We start from the raw sequence: 20,272 nt of genomic DNA, 5'->3' as shown, positions 1-20,272 counted from the left end.
TTGCTCCTTCTACTCTAAATTTTATTGATTTTGAAATTATTATTCTAAATAAGGGCTATTACAATTACTTGATTTATCAATAGAATTTCAAAATTCTCCTTCCTATATAGAGCTTACATATACCTCTAATAACTTCTTTGCTTTCGCTGAATTTTGAGGTGTGAGTCTTACTGCCCGGCAAATAGCGGGATAAAATCATTTCTTTAATCTATAATAAGAAGGACATAAAAAAACAAAAAGTTACAAAAATTTTCAAATTAAAACTTTTATAACTTTTTGTTTTGATTCAAATATAATTTCAATTAAGGTATCTCATCGTTTTAAACTTGACGCTCCATAATCTTGTATAGTTACATTTATATGATATTTAATCGGTACTTTACTAAATGTTTGATCCCAATCTTTTTTGACTTTCTCCCATGTTCTCGGGTGTTTAATTCTTAATTGGTTGCCAAAACCCGCAATATCGACTTGATATTCTTTTTGTATTTTTTTTGTAACATGATGTACTAAGTGCTTTACTTCTTTTTCAATAGCTTTTTCTTCCTTTTTTAAAAATTCATTTTCAAAATCTTTTCCTGATTGCATCCAATTTTCAGACAAACGCCCTTCTGATTCAATGTTTACATCAAAGGAAATATTATTTCCGTTAACATGTGGTATGATTTTGCTTTTTATTGACTTTATTTCGTATATAATGAGTTTCTTTGATTCTTTATCAAAAGTTTTTACCACACCACCATTCCTTTTTCCGTTTATCCATACTACTCCTTCCAATTCCTGTTCATTTAAAAAGCCCATCAACTTTTTTGTCTTCCCTTTAATTACAGCAGCTCCTGCAAATTTTGTTTCCCCTTTTATCGAGATTACATTTTGCAAAAGAAAACTGGACCCTGACCGCATCTTTCCTTCCAATTTAGCGAGCGATACAGGAGGTAAAATCCTTGTTGTTCTATTTCTATTATCTGCAATTCCAGACAAACGAAATGCTGGAATTTCTCCTTTTTTGTTTGATTCCAGTACCTCCTTCGCTAGCCCCTTGCTAATTAAGAGCATACAGCTAAGCCGAACTTCATTGTCACGGAGATACTGTTCAAGTAATTGTTCTAAACTGTATGTACGTACAAGACTATCACTAATAACAATGTTTTTTAAATGTGGGCTGAACATTGTGCTCTCTCTTTTCAATGAAAACTCACGAACAATTTGATGAATGGAATCACCTGTCTCAGAAACATTAATATAACGTTTTTGTTGTCCATTTCCTTTACTTTGTGCTTGCGAACTAACAATTTGATAAGTAGCTGTTATAAGATTTCTTTTAGGATAACCTCCTTCCTCATCTTCTTTCTCAATTGTTGAATTCTTCCCTTTATCTAGTGCTATACCTGCAGTTAAACTCAACTCTTCTACTTCTTTACTGCTCCAACATCCTGTTAAAAATAGAAGCAAAAGCGTCCATAACAAAGCAAAATAGAACCGCATATAATTAAATTTATTTTTCACACTACTCCTCCTTTTAATCGCGTAATAATAAGAAGAAGCAGTGGCAGTAAACCAAATAAAAATAAAGCAGCATTACCGAGCATATCCCCCAATTTAAGCAAGTCATTTATATTTTTCGAAGTCATAGCAATGATGTAAATGATTGGAATCAAAGCAAAAATAAACGGATGAATACTCTTTTTAAAGAGTTGCGCTAATCCTAATGCAGCTGCATAATAACTAATCGTATAGGTAGCAAATATTTGCATAATCCATATTACAAGCAGTAAAGATTCAAAACGTTCAAATATCAATCCAGAAATTTCAAAACTGCGCATAAGGTCAATTGTCGGCCATGTTCTTGTTACAACCCCATCAATTGATAATGCACCAATGACCATTACAACAGTTATTACATAAAAGATTAACGGAATAGAAATTCCAACTAAAATAGCTTTTACTGCTTTATTTCGTTGTTCCATAAATACCAAAAGAATTAACATAATTTCAGGACCTGTATATGCGAGAGACGTTGTTTTTATCCCATCTAATACTGGTTTAATTCCCAAACCTAATACGGGACGGAGATTATCTATCTCGAATATTCCGATGCTCATAAAGGAAATGATTAAAAAAATAAAAACAGTAATAGGAAATATTATTTCAAACATCCGTGCAATTGAATTAATACCACTCATAATCAAATAGAGACCTATCCACATAAAAGGCATAACAATAGCCCATGTGGGGGTTCCTTCGAGCAAAAAAAAGCTTATTACTTCTGCCATTGAACGAATTTGAAATGCTGAAGTTGTAAGAAAATACCCTATAATAAGAAAACTAAGCAACCTGCCTATCCATTTCCCTACAATATCTTGACTGTATTGGTAAAATGTTTTTTCTGGAAACTGCTGACTTAATTTGACCATAATTACTCCTGAAACCATTGCCAGTATTCCACCTAATATCACACTTATCCATACATCTGGTGTTTTCACTTTTTCCACAGATGCTCTAGGCAGAGTGAGAATTCCTGTCCCAAGTATGTAATTTACAATAATAACAACTGCCTGTGAAGTTGTTATTCGGTCTTTAAGTTTAGTAATCACTGAAGGCCACTTCCTTTCGTCATCAGCTACCTTTTGCGGATATTTTTTTTGGTATGCATTATTTTTGGTCGACGTCTCATTATTTTTAATGGCATGCGAACCATAAAATCTTTCCAGTCACTGAATCGATATGGAACAGCAGGACTGGTATAAGGAACGCCAAAACTTTTCAGTTTCACTAAATGACTGCAAAGTAAAAGAAAGAAGAGAATAACTCCATACAAACCAAATATCGCAGCACAAAACATAGCTACAAAACGAAGAATGCGTAACGTAATTCCTACACTATATTGTGGAATAGTAAAAGAAGAAATAGCTGTTACCGCAACAACGATAACCATTATTGGACTAACAATTCCTGCTTCTACAGCAGCTTGACCAATTATTAAACCGCCCACAATTCCCATTGCAGGTCCAATCGGTTTAGGCAGACGTAAACCTGCTTCTCGCAAAACTTCGATAGCTACTTCCATAATTAACGCTTCTATTAAAGCGGGAAAAGGAACTCCTTCTCGCGATCCGATAATAGAAATAGCGAGCTTAGTGGGAATTAATCCTGGATGAAATGAAATAAAAGAAATATACAGTGCTGGAGCAAATAATGAAACAAAAGCTGTCATGAAGCGTAATAAGCGGAGAAGCGTACCAGGAAGCCACCTTTCATAATAATCTTCTGGTGATTGCAGCAGCATACTAAATGTAACTGGAGCAATTAAAACAAATGGTGTTCCATCTAACAAAATAGCTACTCGACCTTCCATTAAAGCACTAATAACACGATCAGGTCGTTCTGTATTTTGAATCTGTGGAAAAGGACTTAGATAATTATCTTCAATGAGTTGCTCTATATAACCAGATTCGAGTACACTGTCTATGTCAATTTTCTGAATTCTGTTTTTTACTTCATCCACCAATTCTGTACTAGCAAGATCTCTAATAAATGCGACAACTAACTCTTTCTTTGCACGTTCTCCTACTGGTAGCTTTACTAATGATAAGCTCTCATCCGCACAATATCGTCGCAAAAGTGAGGTATTATCACTTAATACTTCAGTAAAACCGACCCGTGGCCCTCTGACTAATGCCTCCGATACTGGTTCTTCAATGTTTCGTTTATTTGCTTTTGTTGTACCAAGAATAAACACATCTGCTAAACCATCAATTAAAAGAGCTGTTGAACCTATCAATACTTTGGGTATTAAATCTTTTATGTAATGGACTTCTGCTACTTCACTAATTGTAAGAACTTTATTTTTAATATATTCTTTTGAAACAGTCCCCTCCACATAAGAAGTTTCATTTTTATATTCATCAGAAAAATCATCCATTAGTAATTTCATAATATGTTTGTCAATTATCTCTTTATCTGATAGGCCATCAACAAAAACGATCCCAGCCTGAATATCTGTGCGTCCAATATTAAACTTCCGAAAGCGAACATCAGAATTATGTCCGATTTGTTGCTTTATGAGTTCTAAGTTAGAGGCAAAATCATTTGTGAAATGAACGATTGCATTTTGAGAAGGTTTATGCTCTTGTTTCGTTTTACTTTGAATATTATTTTTTTTCACTTGTTTGTCTCTTGACTTCCACCAACTCATTCTTCCCACTCTTTCTCTGACATACGAACCCAATGAAAAACTCTTGAGATAGTATACGGAATTAAAAACAAGATAAAAGCTTGTACAAAGACTTTCCAATCTGGAAGATAAGAAGTAATTATGTTCCACATTTTTATCACCCAATTTATATACTCTGCTAGGATTGAGATTTCTAAAAAACGATATGTACTTAATAAAAAATAACGATAAGATTAAAGAGCAGAAAAGCGAGACATTATGCTTATTTAGTACCAATAACCTAATTAGTATAAAAACATTTCTGACCTAAATACCATTTCCAATTATAATTTGTTAAATATTATCTCCTTTTCCGTTATTTATATGCCCGCATTTGAATTTCAAATAATATAAGGATCAATGATATTTCCTCTTAAAGAAAAAAAGATGCTAGAAGATAGCATCTTTTTTTAAATTCAACTTACTATGTATTTATATTTTATTGTGAAAATACTCGTTTTTTTTAATGAATATTAATGTTTAAAAAAATAAAAAATACATATTCTTTTGTTCTAAGTTCATACACTTCTACCAAATCGATACGGAATTTTCTGATTTTAAAATCAATATGAAATAAAGGAAAATACTCTCTTAGAAAAACTATATAAAACAAATAACATGAAAACAATTATCAATCTAGCAATTGAAAATAATAATTAGCAAGAGTTTATCATCTTAACTCCAGGTGTATTCGTTTTGCTTCAAAATAAAGAACTTGAATAAATTTTTTCGTATCAATACGAGCAGGTAATGTTGGTTCATTATTCAATTCTGTCATCTTTCTCCTTACGGTAGTAAAATCAAAAAATCTAGAAGCATAATTTTCGAACTTCGGGTTTAAAAAATCAGTAAGTCCAAGGGATGCTAAATGGTTTAATGATTGATAAATAGCTCTCCGAATCCGTTGTTTGGAAGCTTCTATGAACCTTTTTAATTCGGCATCTTCAGCTGAATCCCCAAGTTTTTTTTGAGCCAAATTCATAAAAATCTCTTTTAGTGAGGGAAAGCCTTGTTCCAACGTGTTATCTTGTTCATATTTATATAAATAATCTAGCATATCCATTAAATCTTTACTTCCACTTTCACTGGCTATTCCTAATTCAGACAAAAGAAAATGAATGGAATTTTGAAAATGATTGAAAGTATTTAAATGTTTTTCATTACGGTATTTTTCTTGCACACTTGAATTACTATCCAATTTTAGTACCATATTAAGCGATTCTTGAATGTTTTTTATTGATTTTTCCAAACGAATTCGTTCAATGACTTTCCGAACAACTGTTAATACTTCAATCCGGTTAATTGGCTTAATAATATAGTATTCAACACCAAGCGAATAAGCTTCAGCAATTAATTCTTTTGATTCTACTTGAGAGACCATGATGATTTTCCCTTTAAACGAAGGCTTTATTTGACGAATTGTTTTTATTCCATCTTGATTCGGCATTAACAAATCGATAAATAAAATGTCTATATTTTTAAGGATTACCATTTGTTGCTCTAAAGATAAACCATCCTCAGCTTCTCCTATAACCTCCCCAAGATCTTCATCCTCGATAATTTGAGCCAACATTGAGCGAACCGCTTTTTCATCATCTACTATATAAAAATACATAGAATCACCCTTTCGAAATTATATGATCAATCCCTAATCTAATTATAAAAATTGATCCTTTTCCTTCGGTTCTGTCCCCAAGCGTAACATCACCTTCAAGTTGTGCGACCATTTCTTTAACATACGATAATCCGATACCTGTCGATGGATTGCCTAAATCATCATATTTAGAAGTAAACCCAGGCTCAAAAATTGAATCTTTATATTTTGAAGAAATACCAGGACCATTATCGCCTATTTGAAATTCAACAAAATGGTGGTCTTTATTAATGTCAATTGTGATGGTTCCCATACCTTGGATAGCTTCTACAGCGTTTGTAACGATATTATTTATAATAGATAAGATTGTATAAATATGATAATGAGGATGCACACCATCAATTTTATACACAAATTGGATATCTTTCTCTAACAACTGTGCATATTTCGTATTTGCCCGTATAATGATATTTACTAGTTCATGTACAGACATATAATCTGTAAAACTTTCATCAGAAATTAGTTTTGAAAGTCCCGCAAAAATACGTTGGTTATCCTTTTTAACGTCATGGACCTCACCAGCAATTTGTAATGCCTGTTGCCTTAAATCCTCAAACTGAAAATCCATCTGTTTATGCTCAAAAGAGTCTAAAATTTTATATAAATCATAGGATTTTTTTGTTATATTCTCAGCATCTTGTAATGTTTTTTTTAAATGAACAGCATCTTCATATAAATTAGAGATGAGCATGAGCATATGTTCATTTTGTTTCTTTATATGTCGCTCCCTTGATTGTGCTTCATACAATTTCATCATATTGAAAAAGCTTAGAACTATAAAACTATGGGAACATGCGATAACAATGATCTCATTTATTGCCTCGGATGTGATCGATGTTTTTAATACGAAATATTGAATCATTAATTCCACACAGTCTGACAGTATTTCAATCATGCAACCAATAAAACCAATCATTAGTGGTTGATGATAAAAACGTTTGATTTTTGCTAAATGAAAGAGATACGAATAAGTAAAATAAAAGAAAAAACTAGGATAGTGAGTATGAAAAGCGGCTAGCCAATCCATATTTTCCTTTATAATGACATCCATTGAGATACGAAATACTACCACGACTATCGCTGTTAAAAAACCCGGTAAAAATGCTGGAACTCGTCGAAACAATAACAAAAAAAAGAAAAATGTTGGTGCACCAAAGCTCATTCTAAATGTTTCATTTAAGGGAAATGACTTTATTTCACCTACTAAGGGTACTGTAAGTATCATTAAAACGAGAATATAGATGTCTTTTTTTACTAAATTACTAAGATTCAAAATAATCACTTCTCACTTTCGCCTAACAGTCAGTATACAAACCTATTTGCATTAATACAATACTTACTCTATTTTTTTCAAAAACTGATAAATAAGTTATAAACGAAAGCATTATAGATTGTGAGTATTCATTACACTCTTCTACTTTAGAAAGATACTTTATAACTCAAAAATGTTCAGACACAATATAAGGTCTGAACACTTTTGGACTCGCTCTAACACCAAAATATCTGTGCTCCTTTTTAAAATATACTTAAATCCCATTCTTTTGCAATATGTTCTAACAACATAATTCCTGGTAAACTATTCCCATACTCATCAATGGCTGGTCCGTAAATACCAATACCACATCCATCTTGAAACGATAAATCCTTCCTAGATTTTGAGGGAACAAGTGTCATAATTCCGCCGGATACCCCACTCTTAGCTGGTAATCCAATGAAAGCAGCAAATTTTCCAGAAGCGTTGTACATTCCACAAGTAAGCATTAAAGCTTTTGTTAACCTAGCTACTTCTTTAGGGAGCACTTGTTCTTTGCGAATAGGATGATATCCATCATGTGCTAGTATAAGCCCTATTAAGGCAATATCTTCTGTATTTATTTCAATCGAACATTGTTTTAAGTAAACCTCTAGTGTCTCCTCCACATCTGATTCTAGAAAACCATTCTCCTTTAAATAGTATGCTAATGCTCTATTACGATGAGCCGTTTCCCATTCTGATTGAAATACTATTTCATTAATAGCGGGACGCTTCTCTATCATTTTTTCAATTAATACGTATAGAGATTCTAATTTTTCTTGCACCGATGTCCCTGGCAAAAGTGAAGCTATCGTAATCGCTCCAGCATTGATCATAGGATTAAAAGGTTTTCCTGGTTTATGTATCTCTAAACGAATAATTGAATTAAAGGCATCTCCAGTTGGCTCTACGTCAACTCGTTCTAATACATAAGAAATACCGCGACTTAAACAAGCGGCTATAAAACCGATTACTTTTGATATACTTTGTAATGTGAAAGGTATCTCCCAATCTCCTGATTTTATCATTGTTCCATCTGGCTTTACTATACAAATACCTAACTGCGATACATTTATTTCCCCCAGAGCGGGAATATAACTGGCGCTTCGTCCCTTAGCTGCATACGCTCGATAATGAGCTACCCATTGATCTAAGCAAACTTTTTCTTGCCCCTCAACTTGAACGCTAGAATCCTTTATCATTTAATAATATTCCCCCGTACTATTAACTTTATATAGAATGATTTTTTCTTTACTATAATCAATAATATTTGCACTAGAACCAAGAAAAATATTCAGACATATTGCAGTCTGAATATCCTTCTTATTACACACTTTTCTTTTTTGAAGTTTTCTCATAACTATCCCAACATTCAATATTTTCAAGTCCTTTAATGTTTTCTTTATAAAAAATAGGATCTTTACCAGCTTTTTTCTGGTTTATATAATCTTGTAACGCCGCAAATGCTACTTTTGAAAGTAAGGTAATAGCAATTAAATTAATAATAACCATAAAGCCCATAAATAAGTCCGCTAAATCCCATACAATTTGAATCTTTGCAACAGAACCAAATACAATCATAGCCAACACACTTATTCTGTATATCATTAACCACACTTTACTTGTATGTAAGAAGCGAATGTTTGTTTCACCATAATAATAGTTGCCAATTAACGCACCAAATCCAAATAAAAAAACAAAGATAGCAAGACAACCCGATGCCCAAGGGCCTATGTGTTCACTTAATGCTGCTTGTGTAAGTGCAATACCATTTAACCCCGGTTGTTTATATGCATCAGACAGCAAAATAATAAAGGCGGTGCTAGTACAAATGATTAGTGTATCCGTTAATACACCAAATGCTTGAATCAGTCCTTGTTTCACCGGATGACTTGTTGTTGCTGTTGCAGCAACGTTTGGTGCACTTCCCATACCAGCTTCATTTGAGAATAAACCGCGTTTAACTCCATTCATAAGTGCTGCACCAATTGAACCGCCTGCTATTTGTTTAAAACCAAATGCGTTTTGAACAATAAGAGAAAGAACTTCCGGCATTTTTGATATGTTGGTAACTACAACAAATAATGCAACTCCAATGTATAATACCGCTAAAAATACCACCTTGTATTCAGCCATTTTTGCAATACGTTGTACACCACCAAAAATAATCGCAGCGAAAGCAATGGCCATGATTATCCCAACTGTTAGACGATCTGTACCAAATGAGTTTTGAAAAGCAATTGTAACTGTATTTGATTGTACTGAATTGAATACAAGTCCAAAAGTAATTGTGATTAAAATAGAGAATAATACTCCCATCCAACGTTTATTCAACCCTTTTTCCATATAATAGGATGGACCACCGCGGAAACCAGTTTTATCTTTTACTTTATATATCTGTGCTAATGTGCTTTCGACAAAACTAGATGCCGAGCTAATAATAGAAATAATCCACATCCAAAATACAGCTCCAGGACCACCTAATGCAATTGCAATCGCAATTCCTGTAATATTCCCTGTCCCAACGCGGGCTGCCATACCAATACAAAACGCTTGAAAAGGAGAGATTTGATCTTTAGAACCACTTTTCCCCTCCATTAATACACGGACCATCTCTTTTAACATTCGAAACTGTACAAAATTCAATTTAAATGTAAAATAAATTCCGCAAATAACAAGCATAATAATTAACAATTTAGACCATAAAAAATCATTTGTTGATCCGACTAACTCTACAAAAAACCTTTCCATATCATCACTCCACGCCAAAATTTATATATTATAATTTATATAAAATCACCTATATTTCCTGGTATAAATACCTCTTTCATATTCAAATACAACAAGGATAAAAATTTTCTATATTAATCGGATTGGCCTGTTTAAGCAAACAGCACAACATGTAACCGTAAAACTGAAATTTTGAAGTACTTAACGCTTATACAAACGGATGCTCTACCCCTTTCTGCAAACTAATATTTTTATCCACTAACATTGTTGTACTATTATGTTTGTTTCGTTTACCGGTGATTTAAATCATAAAATCAATAGTGATTAACTGGTTATTTGTTAATTTTCTCAAGAACATGGAAATATCTCCTTTCTCACTACTAATCTCAAAAATAGGCTAGATAAAAAATTTATAGAAAAACTATGAAGCGCTTTCAATCTTCAACTAAGAGAAGCTTGCCTTTAATTTATAATTAAAAGTACAGAATGTTACGAAAAAGTACAGATTTTTATAAAAACAAAAAAATATTTTAAGATTTTTCATCTAAAAAAACAGTGAGATTTTGTGAATTTTATACAGTATCCAAACGTCGCGGATGCTGTTCTACCTAACCTCTGACAAGCCTCTATTTTCTTCATAAAAACATGCATATTTTTTCTCTTTTAGAAGTTCACATAAAGTATTTGAAATCAAGAATCAATGGAATATTATAAGAATATTAAAAAAATAAAACATTTAATTTATTTATGTTATCATACAAAAAACATTTGTTTTCTCAATTAATCCCCCTAGTTGGATTCGTCTATATTGCACATATTTACAACATGAAAGACACTAAGAAAAAAAGATTTTGTTGAAGGGATGAAACATTACAAAACTCTTATTTAGGACCTTATGACATCCTCTTTTCTAGCAATATCGAGTTATCCCAAAAAACGTATATTTACTAACATAGATTACAGGTGGTGTATTGTGAAAGAAATAGTATTCGTTCAAAATAAAAAAAGACTCCTTATGAAATTCGAATTTTTAAAAAAGGATTTAGTGCTTACCATTTCACTGATACTAGCAATTGTAAGCTGCTTAATACATTCGCCAAAGATCGAATATATTAACTTTGAAGTGTTAATTAGCTTATTTAATCTGATGGTAGCCATTAAGGCCTTGGAACAGCTAAAGATATTAGACAAACTTGCCGTTGCGATTTTAAATAAATGCAATAACAGCAGGTCAATATCTATTATTCTAATTTTGTTATGCTTTATTTGCTCCATGTTTGTAACAAATGATGTTGCTCTCCTCACTTTTGTACCAATAACACTTGTCATTAGTAAAAAAACACAAATGAACATGATGGATACAATCATCCTGCAGACAATTGCAGCAAACATCGGTAGTAGCTTGATGCCTATGGGAAACCCACAAAATTTATACCTATATTCTTACTATGGAATTAAGCTCATCCCATTTTTAGGTTCAATTCTGCTTTTAGCTGTACTTGGAATTAGTTTATTATTTATATTTACTCAAAAACTTCAAAAAACAGATTTGAAAATAGAACTACCTGTTATTACCGTGAAAAATCGAAAAAAAGCTACCGTCTGGATTTTGATACTTATTACTATCATTGCATCTATTTTTGGTGTTATTAATTATTACATCGCGCTAATAGTCACACTGATAGCAGCATTTACGTTAGATAGAAACTTACTATTTAAGATCGATTACTTTCTTCTAATAACCTTTGTCTGTTTTTTTATTTTTATCGGAAACATTTCCCATTCCGATGCACTGGGGACATTTGCTCGCGCTAATTTAAGAGGAGATACTTCAGTCTTCTTTAGTTCCATATTTTTGAGTCAATTGATTAGCAATTTTCCTACTTCAATTCTTCTATCAAACTTTACTTCTGATTGGAAAGCTTTATTACTAGGAGTAAATATTGGAGGGCTTGGAACAATTATCGCATCTTTAGCCAGTGTAATCTCCTATAAACTATTCATTCAGGCCAATGTTAAAGAGAGTAAGGCATATTTAATTAAATTTAGCATTTACAACTTTTCATTTTTAATCATACTTACATGTATACAATACTTTATCTTTAAATTTCTAAAAATTTTTTAAAAAATTGATTCCTATATTAAAACCCAAATTTCTCAGCATTAAATTGAGAAATTTGGGTTTTAATATAGGTATGTTTAAAGAGCTACAACAAAGTTACCATCAATTTAATATTTTGAGATGTTCCCAAAGCGAAAACCTTTTAGCTTTTACGTTATTTAATAGAGTTCGGTTCATTTTTTATGCACTCAGTTATATAATAAATGACTGAATTTATAGGGTAATAACTTTCAATTAATAATAGAAATATAACTTATTACAATGTTATTTCATTTTTGAAGTCCTCTTCACAAAATCTTTAATGTCCCTCAATTTTTTTCCGCTAATATTATCTTTGATCGTTGAATCTATTTCAATTTCTAATTTTGCAAATGCTGCTCCTACACAATTATAGATACTTGATCCAAAAGCAAGATGTCTTGCAGTACCACTAAATGCCTTTTTAATATCAATGTCAGGACGATAAACGGTGAATTTATCAAACCTTTCAAATACGTTAGAGTCACAATTTGTTGCACCAATCATACAGTAGTATCCACATAACTAGTTACATTCTCCTTTTTCTATTGTTAATAGCTTCGTAATAAAAGCTGTTAAACAGCAAAAGTGCGAAGTCTTAAATTAGACTTCGCACCTTATACAAATTTACAATCCGTGACGATACCAACACAAATGCAATACTATATACATAATCACTCATTATATGTGTTGCTCTTTTAATTGGCCAATGTATAAACAAATCCTTTTACTTAGCCATCCTTCATGATTGGCTTGATTGTTTCTAGATACTTAATCCCTCTATACTCATTTCAAGCGGTAATCCATTCCGATGGAAATTACAAATGACAAAATTTATCCGTTTTTCCTACTTGCTAAATTCAGCAAGTAAAATGTTTTTAAAAAATTCCGGGTTATTAATGTTTAAACTGTTCGAATTGATAGCGAGTATATGTTTACCTCCAAGTGTTCCACCAACAAAAGTGGAAAACCCTGGAACGGCCCCCCTGTGTCCCCATACCGAGACACCGTTCGGAAGCTTAATTTCAAGGATTCCAAGACCATATCCGGTTCCCTCTCTATTTGTAGGAACTGTAGTAAGCATTTGTTTTAACTGCTGTTCCTTCAGTAATTTGCCACCTAGTAAGTAAGAGAAGAATTTGCTTAAGTCGTCAGCAGTAGAAATCATATCTCCATCCGAGCTACCTGGGTTAATATAAGTAACGTCTTTTAGCTCACTCGCTCCGTCTAGTTGCAAATAGCCACGGGCATGCTTAGTCCCTGGAATCACGCTTGAATTGCCAGGTAGGAATGTATTTGACAAATCAAGCGGTTCAATAATCCGATTTTCAACCTCTTCGGCATAACTGTTGCCAGTTACTTTTTCAATAAGGATCCCCAGTAATACGTATCCTGTGTTTGAATAAGACCAACCCTTTCCTGGGGCAAAGTCTGGGGGAAGTGAAATCCCCATCTTTACAAATTCTTCAGCCGTATACGATTTTTTTATATCCGTAATATCAAAGTCTTTTGAATTTATATAGTCAGCAATACCACTTGTATGATTCAATATTTGCCGGATAGTAATCTGGTTACCATCATATCCGTTTCCTTGAATCACACCAGGTAACCATTTTTCAATTGAGTCGTCTAGATTCAAACGGTTCTCTCCAGATAATTGAAGTAGAACTGTTGCAATGAACGTTTTCGTCACACTGCCAATGCGAAAGCGAAAATCTGCTTTCATTGGTTTCTTAGTTCTCAAATCCGCTATCCCAGCACTATAACTCCAAGTTTTACCCCCCTTAGAAATTTGAGCGAGTATTCCCGGGTATCCAAGTTGCAGTTCATCTCGCATTGCTTTCTTAACGGAAGTACGATCGCTTTTCGTACTTGTTTGTAACGAACTAGATACATTTTGCGTAGGTTCTGCTTTTACAATTGATGTTGGTGTTATGTATAACAGGGAACTTCCAGCTATTAAAAGTGCTAGACTTGCACATGTAATTTTACTGCGTGTTTTCATAAAGAATTCCTCTCTTCTATTAAAATTGTATAGATAGTTGATAGCAGTGTCATATACGAACCACACAGCTATCCATTCTCCCAATGATGAAAAGGCAACAATGCATTTGCAATCATTGTACTCATTATTTTCACAAAACACTCTTGTTACTGATTGTTATATATAGGCCGTACTTATCCCCCCTTCACGACTCCTTATATTTTTATCCTACACAATGAAAATCTCTTTTTTCTTACCTATTCCTTACAAATTCCTTACATACAAAATCACTTGTACACTAGGGTTGAAGTAGCATCTGTGCCCGAAAGCGCAAAAAACACCGATGCTTTTCGCTTCAGTGTTTTTGCGCTTTACATATTGAAGATTCGTTTTACTCTTAACAGGTTAAACTGCTAATTTTTTCTAATGCGATTATTCTTCTTGCTATATAAAACAAATTTCATTGTGTTATATGAAACACTATGAAATTTGTCATTAAGGCATATTATTCTAAATTTATTGATGTACTTGAGATGGACTCACTTTTTGAATTTGAACAAGTATATCAAACGCTTTACCTAATGATATATCAACAGTTTTTGGTATATCAGGCCCTTCGGTAGTTATTCCAGCGAAAATTGGATGTTGTTCGTGTAACCAAGTTTTTGTCACGCCGTTCGCCTTACGTAAATCAATAAAAAATTGATCTTTTTTGACCTGTCCAAAAATGTAGTTATAACTGTTTGGATCATCCAATTTTAATGTTCCATAGGGGCCAAATTCACCGTCACTATTAATTGGCCACAGTAAGACTTTATTTCAAACCCACAAAAAATAGATTACCTGTACAATAAAAAGTATAGGTAATCTATTTTTTTTTGAGATTAATAAAAACCTAATTTATTTTTTGAATTCTTCCATCAATAATAGACTGAATTGGTTCTTTTGATTTTTTTATATAATCTACTAATGCTTCAAAATCAGTTGGTCCTGTTTCAGCATCTTTACCGTTTTTAAAAGATACAAATCCATCTCCACCTGAAGCTAAAAATGCGTTCGCAACGACGCTGTAAGTTTTCGAAGGAATAATTTCTTCTCCATTTGTTAAGCGAATACTTGTTACTTTTTCTCCATTAGGCTTGTTCGCATCCCAAGTGTATTGGATCCCTGAAATTTGAAGCATTCTTGTTATGTCTTTTTGCCATTGTTGATTTAAAATATCACGAATGTCTTGGCCTGTTAAATTTACTTTTATTAATTGATTTCCGAATGGTTGAATACCATATATCTCGCCCCATGTAATATCACCAGCATCTAAGTCATTACGAATACCACCAGGATTCATAAGTGCAATTTGGGATTGCATTGTTGTACGCTGGGCATCAGCAACTAAATTTCCAAGAGTAGATTCACCAGCCGTATTGAGTTTGCGATCTAGTGGAGCAATAGACTTACCTACAACTTCATTAACAAGAGGTGCGATTTTTGCTTGATATTTCTCCATCTTCTTCTTTATTTTTTTATCAGGCTCCATGCCTTCATGGTAAGTTGTAACAATTTCTGCTTTTTTCTCAACAATATCTTGTGTCTTACGGTCAATCTTTACATCAACATCAGCAAAAGCCATACCATAAGAATTTGCTTGTACGACAAGTTTATTATTAACAGTTCCATTTACATACGTGTGGCTATGCCCACCAAAAATAACATCGACTTCTGGATCAGTCTCATTTGCTAATCGGACGATATCACCATTCGTTACGCCGTTCCCATCTGTTGTACCTCCGTTATGTGCAAGAACAACGATAGATTTAACGCCTAGTTTTTTTAATTGCTTTACGGATTTGTTAATAGCTTCAACTTCATCTGTAATTTCCACATTCTTTAGCATAGTAGGCATAACAAGGTTAGGAACATCCGTTGTTACAACTCCGATAAATCCAACAGGAACTCCTTGTACCTTTTTTATAGTGAATGGTGGTAAAAATAAACGACCGGTGGATTTATTATAGAAATTTGCAGCAACATATGGGAATTTTGCTCCTTTAAAATTCCCTGTTTTCTCATGATATCCACCATAAATAAGGCGGTTCATTTCCGCAACACCTTCATCAAATTCATGATTTCCTATAGTTCCAACATCGAATTTCAAATCATTTAGAAATTCAATCGTAGGTTCGTCTTGTAATAATGCTGAAACAGGAGTACTTGCTCCAACAACATCGCCAGCATGTACCTTTAATGTATTCGGATTTTGTTTTTCACGATCACGTAAATAAGCCCCTAAGTACTCAATTCCCCCTGCATCTTTATTGTTAATTTTTTTTACAGTGTCTAGTTGCCCATGAAAATCGTTAATACCGAGCATTTGCACATCTATGTAGCGGTTTGGTTCTGTACTCGCTTGGATTGAAGGCGCAGCAAATACACTAGTAAAAGTAACTGTACTTAATGCTAAAGCAACTGGAATGATTTTTTTCAACATAAAATTTCTCTCCCCTAATTAAAATCTGACATAATACGATGTTATTTTAATATATTAAGAGAATTATTTCCATAAAAATTCTACCAATTATAAAAATTAATAAGATTTTATTGTTTTCTGACAAGATATTTTTTCCTCAAAAAAATGTATATTTCTTTGTTTTGAGGAAGAAATATTATCTTGATAGTAATATAACAATACTTCTAAGAAATCTAAAAAACTCTAATCAATACATTTTAGCTGTTAAGAAGAATATTCAATCCAAAACTAATGGCGATTTATTAACCTAACATCTCAATATCAATATTTAAAAAGATGCTCCTGGATTTATCCAAGAGCATCTTTTATAAAGCTTTATTTTAACTTATTTATAATGTCTCAATTAACAATTATATAGTTGTAATCAGTCCTTTAAAAATGATAGGAGTGCTTCATTAAATTCTTTAGCATGCGTTGCATTGAGCCCATGTGGACCACCCTTTATTAATGCTACTTTAGAATTAGGAATTGCTTCATGTGTTAATTTCCCACTATATTCATATGGTACAGTTGCATCTGAATCACCATGAATGACAAGGGTAGGTATATTAATCTTGGCTAAATCGCTTCTGAAGTCTGTTTTGCTGAAAGCAGCGATACAATCTAATGTTCCTTTAGGTGATGCACCCGCAGCGATATCCCTATTGTAAAGTCGAAATGGTTCACTAACTAAGTCAGTTCGATCTCCAGCAGCAAAAAAACCTTTCGTAAACTCATCAAGGAATGCTATGCGATCACTTTTCACTCCATTTTCAAATCCTTGAATTGCTACATCATCTAATACACCCTCAGGATGATCTGCTGACTTGTAAAGGAATGGTGGTACAGCTCCGGCAAATACAGCCTTCTCTATTCTATGGGTTCCATATTTCCCAATATACCGGGCTACTTCGCCTCCCCCCATAGAAAAACCAACAAGTGTGACATTTTGAAGCTCTAAATGTTCTAATAGTTGATGTAAATCAGAAGTAAAGGTATCATATTCATACCCTTCCCACGGCTGAGATGATTTTCCAAAGCCTCGACGATCATATGTTATAACTCTGTATCCAGCCTCAACAAGAGCGGGAACTTGATATTCCCAAGATCGACCACTTAACGGCCAACCATGAATGAGTACAACTGGTTTTCCTATACCATGATCCTCATAATATATCTCAATTGGTGCTTGATTTTCGGTTCCTACAGTAATTTTTGCCATTCTCCTACCTCCTTTAATATGTATCCTTTTCTTCAATAATTCGGATGAATCTCATAAGCTATTCATGCACGTTTATGTTGTGAACTCTAAGTATGAAACTCTATTGTTCCAATGCATTTTTTCTCCGTTTGGAACAATCCCCCCTCTAATACCTTTTTCATCATAAAATAATTACTGAACATTACTCATATTCAATTGTAATAACAAAAATAGGTGACTATCAATATTGTTCTATCTATAGGATGTATAGGTAAAACCAATCTATTTTATAGTGAAAACAACTATAGTTACGACCTATACAAATTATAGATAATTTAGAATTGATTAATGAATCAGTTTTCAAATACTATAAATTTGTATAGCACTTCATGTTCTGTGAATGCTGCTATAACCAATATTATTGGTCAGCTTAGTTATAAACGAAGAAACTTATGATAGTATTCGACTATTTAAACTTTCTTCGATTACTTAATTTTTAGGAGGAATACATAATGACTGATCTCTATTCTCGTATTAACAAAGATGATGCTGTCGTGCTTTTAGTAGATCATCAAACTGGTCTTATGTCCGGACTAGTACGTGACTATGGTGTTGATGAATTCAAGAACAATGTTTTAGCTCTTGCTCATACTGCTAAGTTTTTTGATTTACCAGTTATTTTAACAACAAGTTTTGAAAACGGACCTAACGGACCTTTAATGCAAGAATTGGTTGATCTCTTTCCTCATGCACCAAAAATAGCTCGACCTGGACAAATTAACGCATGGGATAATGATGATTTTGTAAAAGCAATCGAAGAAACTGGAAAAAAGCAAATTATCATCGCCGGCGTAGTTACGGACGTTTGTGTTGCTTTCCCTGCACTTTCCGCTATAAAAGCTGGATATGAAGTATTTGCTGTTACTGATGCTTCAGGTACTTTCAATAAACAAGTTGCAGATGCTGCAAATACTCGTATGGCACATAGTGGTGTGCAACTTATGAACTGGTTTAGCGTAGCTTGCGAATTACAACGCGATTGGCGCAACGATGTCGAAGGTTTTGGCAATTTGCTTGCTAGCAATCTTCCAGGCTATCAAAATATAATTGGAAGCTATATGGGCGCACAGCGAGATCTTAGTAAACAAAATGCATAAATGTATTTCAAGGAAATAGCTTTAAATCACTTTTTAAAAAATGGATAGTATACATTTAGTGCTGATTAAATCAGCACTCTCTTTTTAATTAACAGAAAAAACATTATTTTCAATAATATTGATTTTAAACAATTAAAAAAGGAGCGTTTTATTATGAGTAATTTAGAATTGTTAAATCCGGAGAACAGTGCCTTAATTTTGATTGATTTTCAGCCTCAAATGACTTTTGGAGTTGCAAGTATTGATAGACAAACATTGATTAATAACGTTATGCTGCTTGCTAAATCAGCAAAAACTTTTAACGTACCTACTATTCTTACTACAGTTGAAACACGCAGCTTTTCTGGTTATTTTTGGCCGCAAATTCTTGACATATTCCCAAACCATGAAATTATAGAACGCAGTTCAATGAATTCTTGGGAAGATCCAAAATTTGTTGAAGCAGTTAAAGCAACAGGTAGAAAGAAATTAATATTTGCAGCACTTTGGACTGAAGTTTGCCTTGCATTCCCTGTGCTTGAAGCAATTAAAGCTGGCTATGAGGTGTATGCAGTTGATGATGCTTCAGGTGGTACTAGTTTGACAGCACATAACGCTGCTATGCGTCGTGTAGAACAAGCTGGTGCAATTCCAGTGACAGCAATTCAAGTTTTACTTGAATACCAACGTGATTGGGCACACAAAGACACTTATGATGCTGTAATGGAGATTGTAAAAGAACACACTGGCGCTTATGGTCAAGGTGTAGAATACGCATATACTATGGTTCACGGCGCGCTTCCAAGCAGAAAAATATGAAACTAGAAGGAGTAGCTGTCGAAGAGACTCATACAGAGAACACAATGGATGCTGCTAATCCAGTAACAACGATTGTTACATGGGAAATTCAACAGGGTAAAGAAAAACAGTTTGAAACATGGAGACATGAAATTGAGGCTGCGGCTACTAAATTCCCAGGACATTTAGGTGTAAATCTAATAGTCCCAAGTAACGAATCCAGAGAGTATACTGTTATTTTTCGCTTTGATACGTATGAGCATCTACGTGCTTGGCAAGAATCAGATGTTCGCCGGGATTTGTTAAAAACGGCCGAGCAATTTCAAGCCACTAATCCAACTTACAAAACTGAAAGCAGTTTGGCTTATTGGTTTGTTACTCCGAAAACGCCAGTTCCACCGCCAAAATGGAAAATGTCTATCGTTACCCTTTTGGGTGTATGGCCTCTTAGCATGTTAGTTCCTAAATTGATAGGACCTATTATAAAACATATGAATCCTATTATGTCAGCTTTTTTTGTTTCTGTATGTATAGTGTCCTTGCTATCATGGGTAGTCATGCCGATTTTCGGTAAATTATTTCATCCATGGTTACAAAATAATAGAAAGTAGACGAGGTG

At 33.4% G+C, this 20,272-nt stretch carries 15 protein-coding genes and 1 pseudogene; 4 read left to right on the top strand and 12 right to left on the bottom strand.

The annotated features are described in order from the left end of the window. Window positions 1-312 precede the first annotated feature (312 nt). From N2V92_RS19260 to N2V92_RS19230, 7 genes are all read right to left on the bottom strand, one after another. Window positions 313-1,506, bottom strand: coding sequence for a Ger(x)C family spore germination protein (locus N2V92_RS19260; protein WP_000790795.1), 1,194 nt, complete (start codon window positions 1,504-1,506; stop codon window positions 313-315). Further along, window positions 1,503-2,594 carry a spore germination protein gene (locus tag N2V92_RS19255; RefSeq protein WP_000628928.1) on the bottom strand — a complete coding sequence of 364 codons (1,092 nt, stop codon included), beginning with the start codon at window positions 2,592-2,594 and terminating at the stop codon, window positions 1,503-1,505. Before N2V92_RS19255 ends, N2V92_RS19260 begins: the two co-directional genes overlap by 4 nt. Window positions 2,595-2,620: 26 nt before the next feature. Continuing rightward, window positions 2,621-4,195, bottom strand: coding sequence for a spore germination protein (locus tag N2V92_RS19250; RefSeq protein WP_042598242.1), 1,575 nt, complete (start codon window positions 4,193-4,195; stop codon window positions 2,621-2,623). Window positions 4,196-4,883: 688 nt separating this feature from the next. After that, window positions 4,884-5,828, bottom strand: coding sequence for a response regulator (locus N2V92_RS19245; protein WP_000274088.1), 945 nt, complete (start codon window positions 5,826-5,828; stop codon window positions 4,884-4,886). 4 nt (window positions 5,829-5,832) lie between these two features. Beyond that, a complete protein-coding gene (locus N2V92_RS19240; RefSeq protein ID WP_000584809.1) occupies window positions 5,833-7,149 on the bottom strand; it encodes a sensor histidine kinase in 1,317 nt (438 codons plus the stop codon). Window positions 7,150-7,382: 233 nt separating this feature from the next. Then, window positions 7,383-8,363: a glutaminase GlsA gene (glsA, locus tag N2V92_RS19235; RefSeq protein WP_000588648.1), complete on the bottom strand. Its 981-nt coding sequence runs from the start codon at window positions 8,361-8,363 to the stop codon at window positions 7,383-7,385. Between the two features lie 124 nt (window positions 8,364-8,487). Further along, the gene (locus N2V92_RS19230; protein ID WP_000439283.1) at window positions 8,488-9,912 is read right to left on the bottom strand and encodes an alanine/glycine:cation symporter family protein; all 1,425 of its coding nucleotides are present in this window, start codon (window positions 9,910-9,912) and stop codon (window positions 8,488-8,490) included. A 952-nt stretch (window positions 9,913-10,864) separates the two neighbouring features. Between N2V92_RS19230 and N2V92_RS19225 the strand changes: the two genes are divergently transcribed. Next, window positions 10,865-12,016 (top strand): anion transporter, encoded by a 1,152-nt coding sequence (locus tag N2V92_RS19225; RefSeq protein ID WP_000659287.1) that lies wholly within the window; start codon window positions 10,865-10,867, stop codon window positions 12,014-12,016. 261 nt (window positions 12,017-12,277) lie between these two features. On the opposite strand, the gene N2V92_RS19220 is transcribed toward N2V92_RS19225, so the two are convergent. The 5 genes and pseudogenes from N2V92_RS19220 to N2V92_RS19200 form a co-directional block, all read right to left on the bottom strand. Beyond that, entirely contained in the window at window positions 12,278-12,538 is a 261-nt protein-coding gene (locus tag N2V92_RS19220) for a hypothetical protein (RefSeq protein ID WP_000578627.1), read from the bottom strand. A 340-nt stretch (window positions 12,539-12,878) separates the two neighbouring features. Further along, window positions 12,879-14,102: a serine hydrolase domain-containing protein gene (locus tag N2V92_RS19215; RefSeq protein WP_015945838.1), complete on the bottom strand. Its 1,224-nt coding sequence runs from the start codon at window positions 14,100-14,102 to the stop codon at window positions 12,879-12,881. A 429-nt stretch (window positions 14,103-14,531) separates the two neighbouring features. Beyond that, window positions 14,532-14,810: pseudogene (locus N2V92_RS19210) on the bottom strand (erythromycin esterase family protein); the annotation flags it as partial. A gap of 100 nt (window positions 14,811-14,910) precedes the next feature. Beyond that, window positions 14,911-16,500 (bottom strand): bifunctional metallophosphatase/5'-nucleotidase, encoded by a 1,590-nt coding sequence (locus N2V92_RS19205; protein ID WP_000913771.1) that lies wholly within the window; start codon window positions 16,498-16,500, stop codon window positions 14,911-14,913. A 403-nt stretch (window positions 16,501-16,903) separates the two neighbouring features. Then, the gene (locus N2V92_RS19200) at window positions 16,904-17,740 is read right to left on the bottom strand and encodes an alpha/beta fold hydrolase (RefSeq protein ID WP_001074304.1); all 837 of its coding nucleotides are present in this window, start codon (window positions 17,738-17,740) and stop codon (window positions 16,904-16,906) included. A 491-nt stretch (window positions 17,741-18,231) separates the two neighbouring features. On the opposite strand from N2V92_RS19200, the gene ycaC reads away from it, so the two are divergent. The 3 genes from ycaC to N2V92_RS19185 all read left to right on the top strand — a co-directional run bounded on the left by ycaC (window position 18,232) and on the right by N2V92_RS19185 (window position 20,264). Continuing rightward, entirely contained in the window at window positions 18,232-18,876 is a 645-nt protein-coding gene (gene ycaC, locus N2V92_RS19195; protein WP_000131212.1) for an isochorismate family cysteine hydrolase YcaC, read from the top strand. Between the two features lie 153 nt (window positions 18,877-19,029). After that, window positions 19,030-19,674: a hydrolase gene (locus N2V92_RS19190; protein WP_000067162.1), complete on the top strand. Its 645-nt coding sequence runs from the start codon at window positions 19,030-19,032 to the stop codon at window positions 19,672-19,674. Next, window positions 19,671-20,264, top strand: a complete 594-nt coding sequence (locus N2V92_RS19185) for an antibiotic biosynthesis monooxygenase (RefSeq protein WP_000763041.1) — start codon at window positions 19,671-19,673, stop codon at window positions 20,262-20,264. The genes N2V92_RS19190 and N2V92_RS19185 overlap by 4 nt, the downstream gene beginning before the upstream one ends. The last annotated feature ends 8 nt before the right edge of the window (window positions 20,265-20,272 follow it).

The organism is Bacillus sp. CH_48, from assembly GCF_038008465.1.
GTDB classification, from domain to species: domain Bacteria; phylum Bacillota; class Bacilli; order Bacillales; family Bacillaceae_G; genus Bacillus_A; species Bacillus_A thuringiensis_S.
The sequence above is the reverse complement of the archived record's forward strand: the minus strand, read 5'-3'. Positions and strand labels throughout refer to the sequence as shown.

What these genes read in the sequence shown, in the direction of transcription:
- N2V92_RS19230 (WP_000439283.1), bottom strand. Translation starts at nt 9,912, where the DNA reads ATGGAAAGGTTTTTTGTAGAGTTAGTCGGATCAACAAATGATTTTTTA.
- N2V92_RS19185 (WP_000763041.1), top strand. Translation starts at nt 19,671, where the DNA reads ATGAAACTAGAAGGAGTAGCTGTCGAAGAGACTCATACAGAGAACACA.
- N2V92_RS19205 (WP_000913771.1), bottom strand. Translation starts at nt 16,500, where the DNA reads ATGTTGAAAAAAATCATTCCAGTTGCTTTAGCATTAAGTACAGTTACT.
- N2V92_RS19200 (WP_001074304.1), bottom strand. Translation starts at nt 17,740, where the DNA reads ATGGCAAAAATTACTGTAGGAACCGAAAATCAAGCACCAATTGAGATA.
- N2V92_RS19190 (WP_000067162.1), top strand. Translation starts at nt 19,030, where the DNA reads ATGAGTAATTTAGAATTGTTAAATCCGGAGAACAGTGCCTTAATTTTG.
- glsA (WP_000588648.1), bottom strand. Translation starts at nt 8,363, where the DNA reads ATGATAAAGGATTCTAGCGTTCAAGTTGAGGGGCAAGAAAAAGTTTGC.
- ycaC (WP_000131212.1), top strand. Translation starts at nt 18,232, where the DNA reads ATGACTGATCTCTATTCTCGTATTAACAAAGATGATGCTGTCGTGCTT.
- N2V92_RS19250 (WP_042598242.1), bottom strand. Translation starts at nt 4,195, where the DNA reads ATGAGTTGGTGGAAGTCAAGAGACAAACAAGTGAAAAAAAATAATATT.
- N2V92_RS19245 (WP_000274088.1), bottom strand. Translation starts at nt 5,828, where the DNA reads ATGTATTTTTATATAGTAGATGATGAAAAAGCGGTTCGCTCAATGTTG.
- N2V92_RS19220 (WP_000578627.1), bottom strand. Translation starts at nt 12,538, where the DNA reads ATGATTGGTGCAACAAATTGTGACTCTAACGTATTTGAAAGGTTTGAT.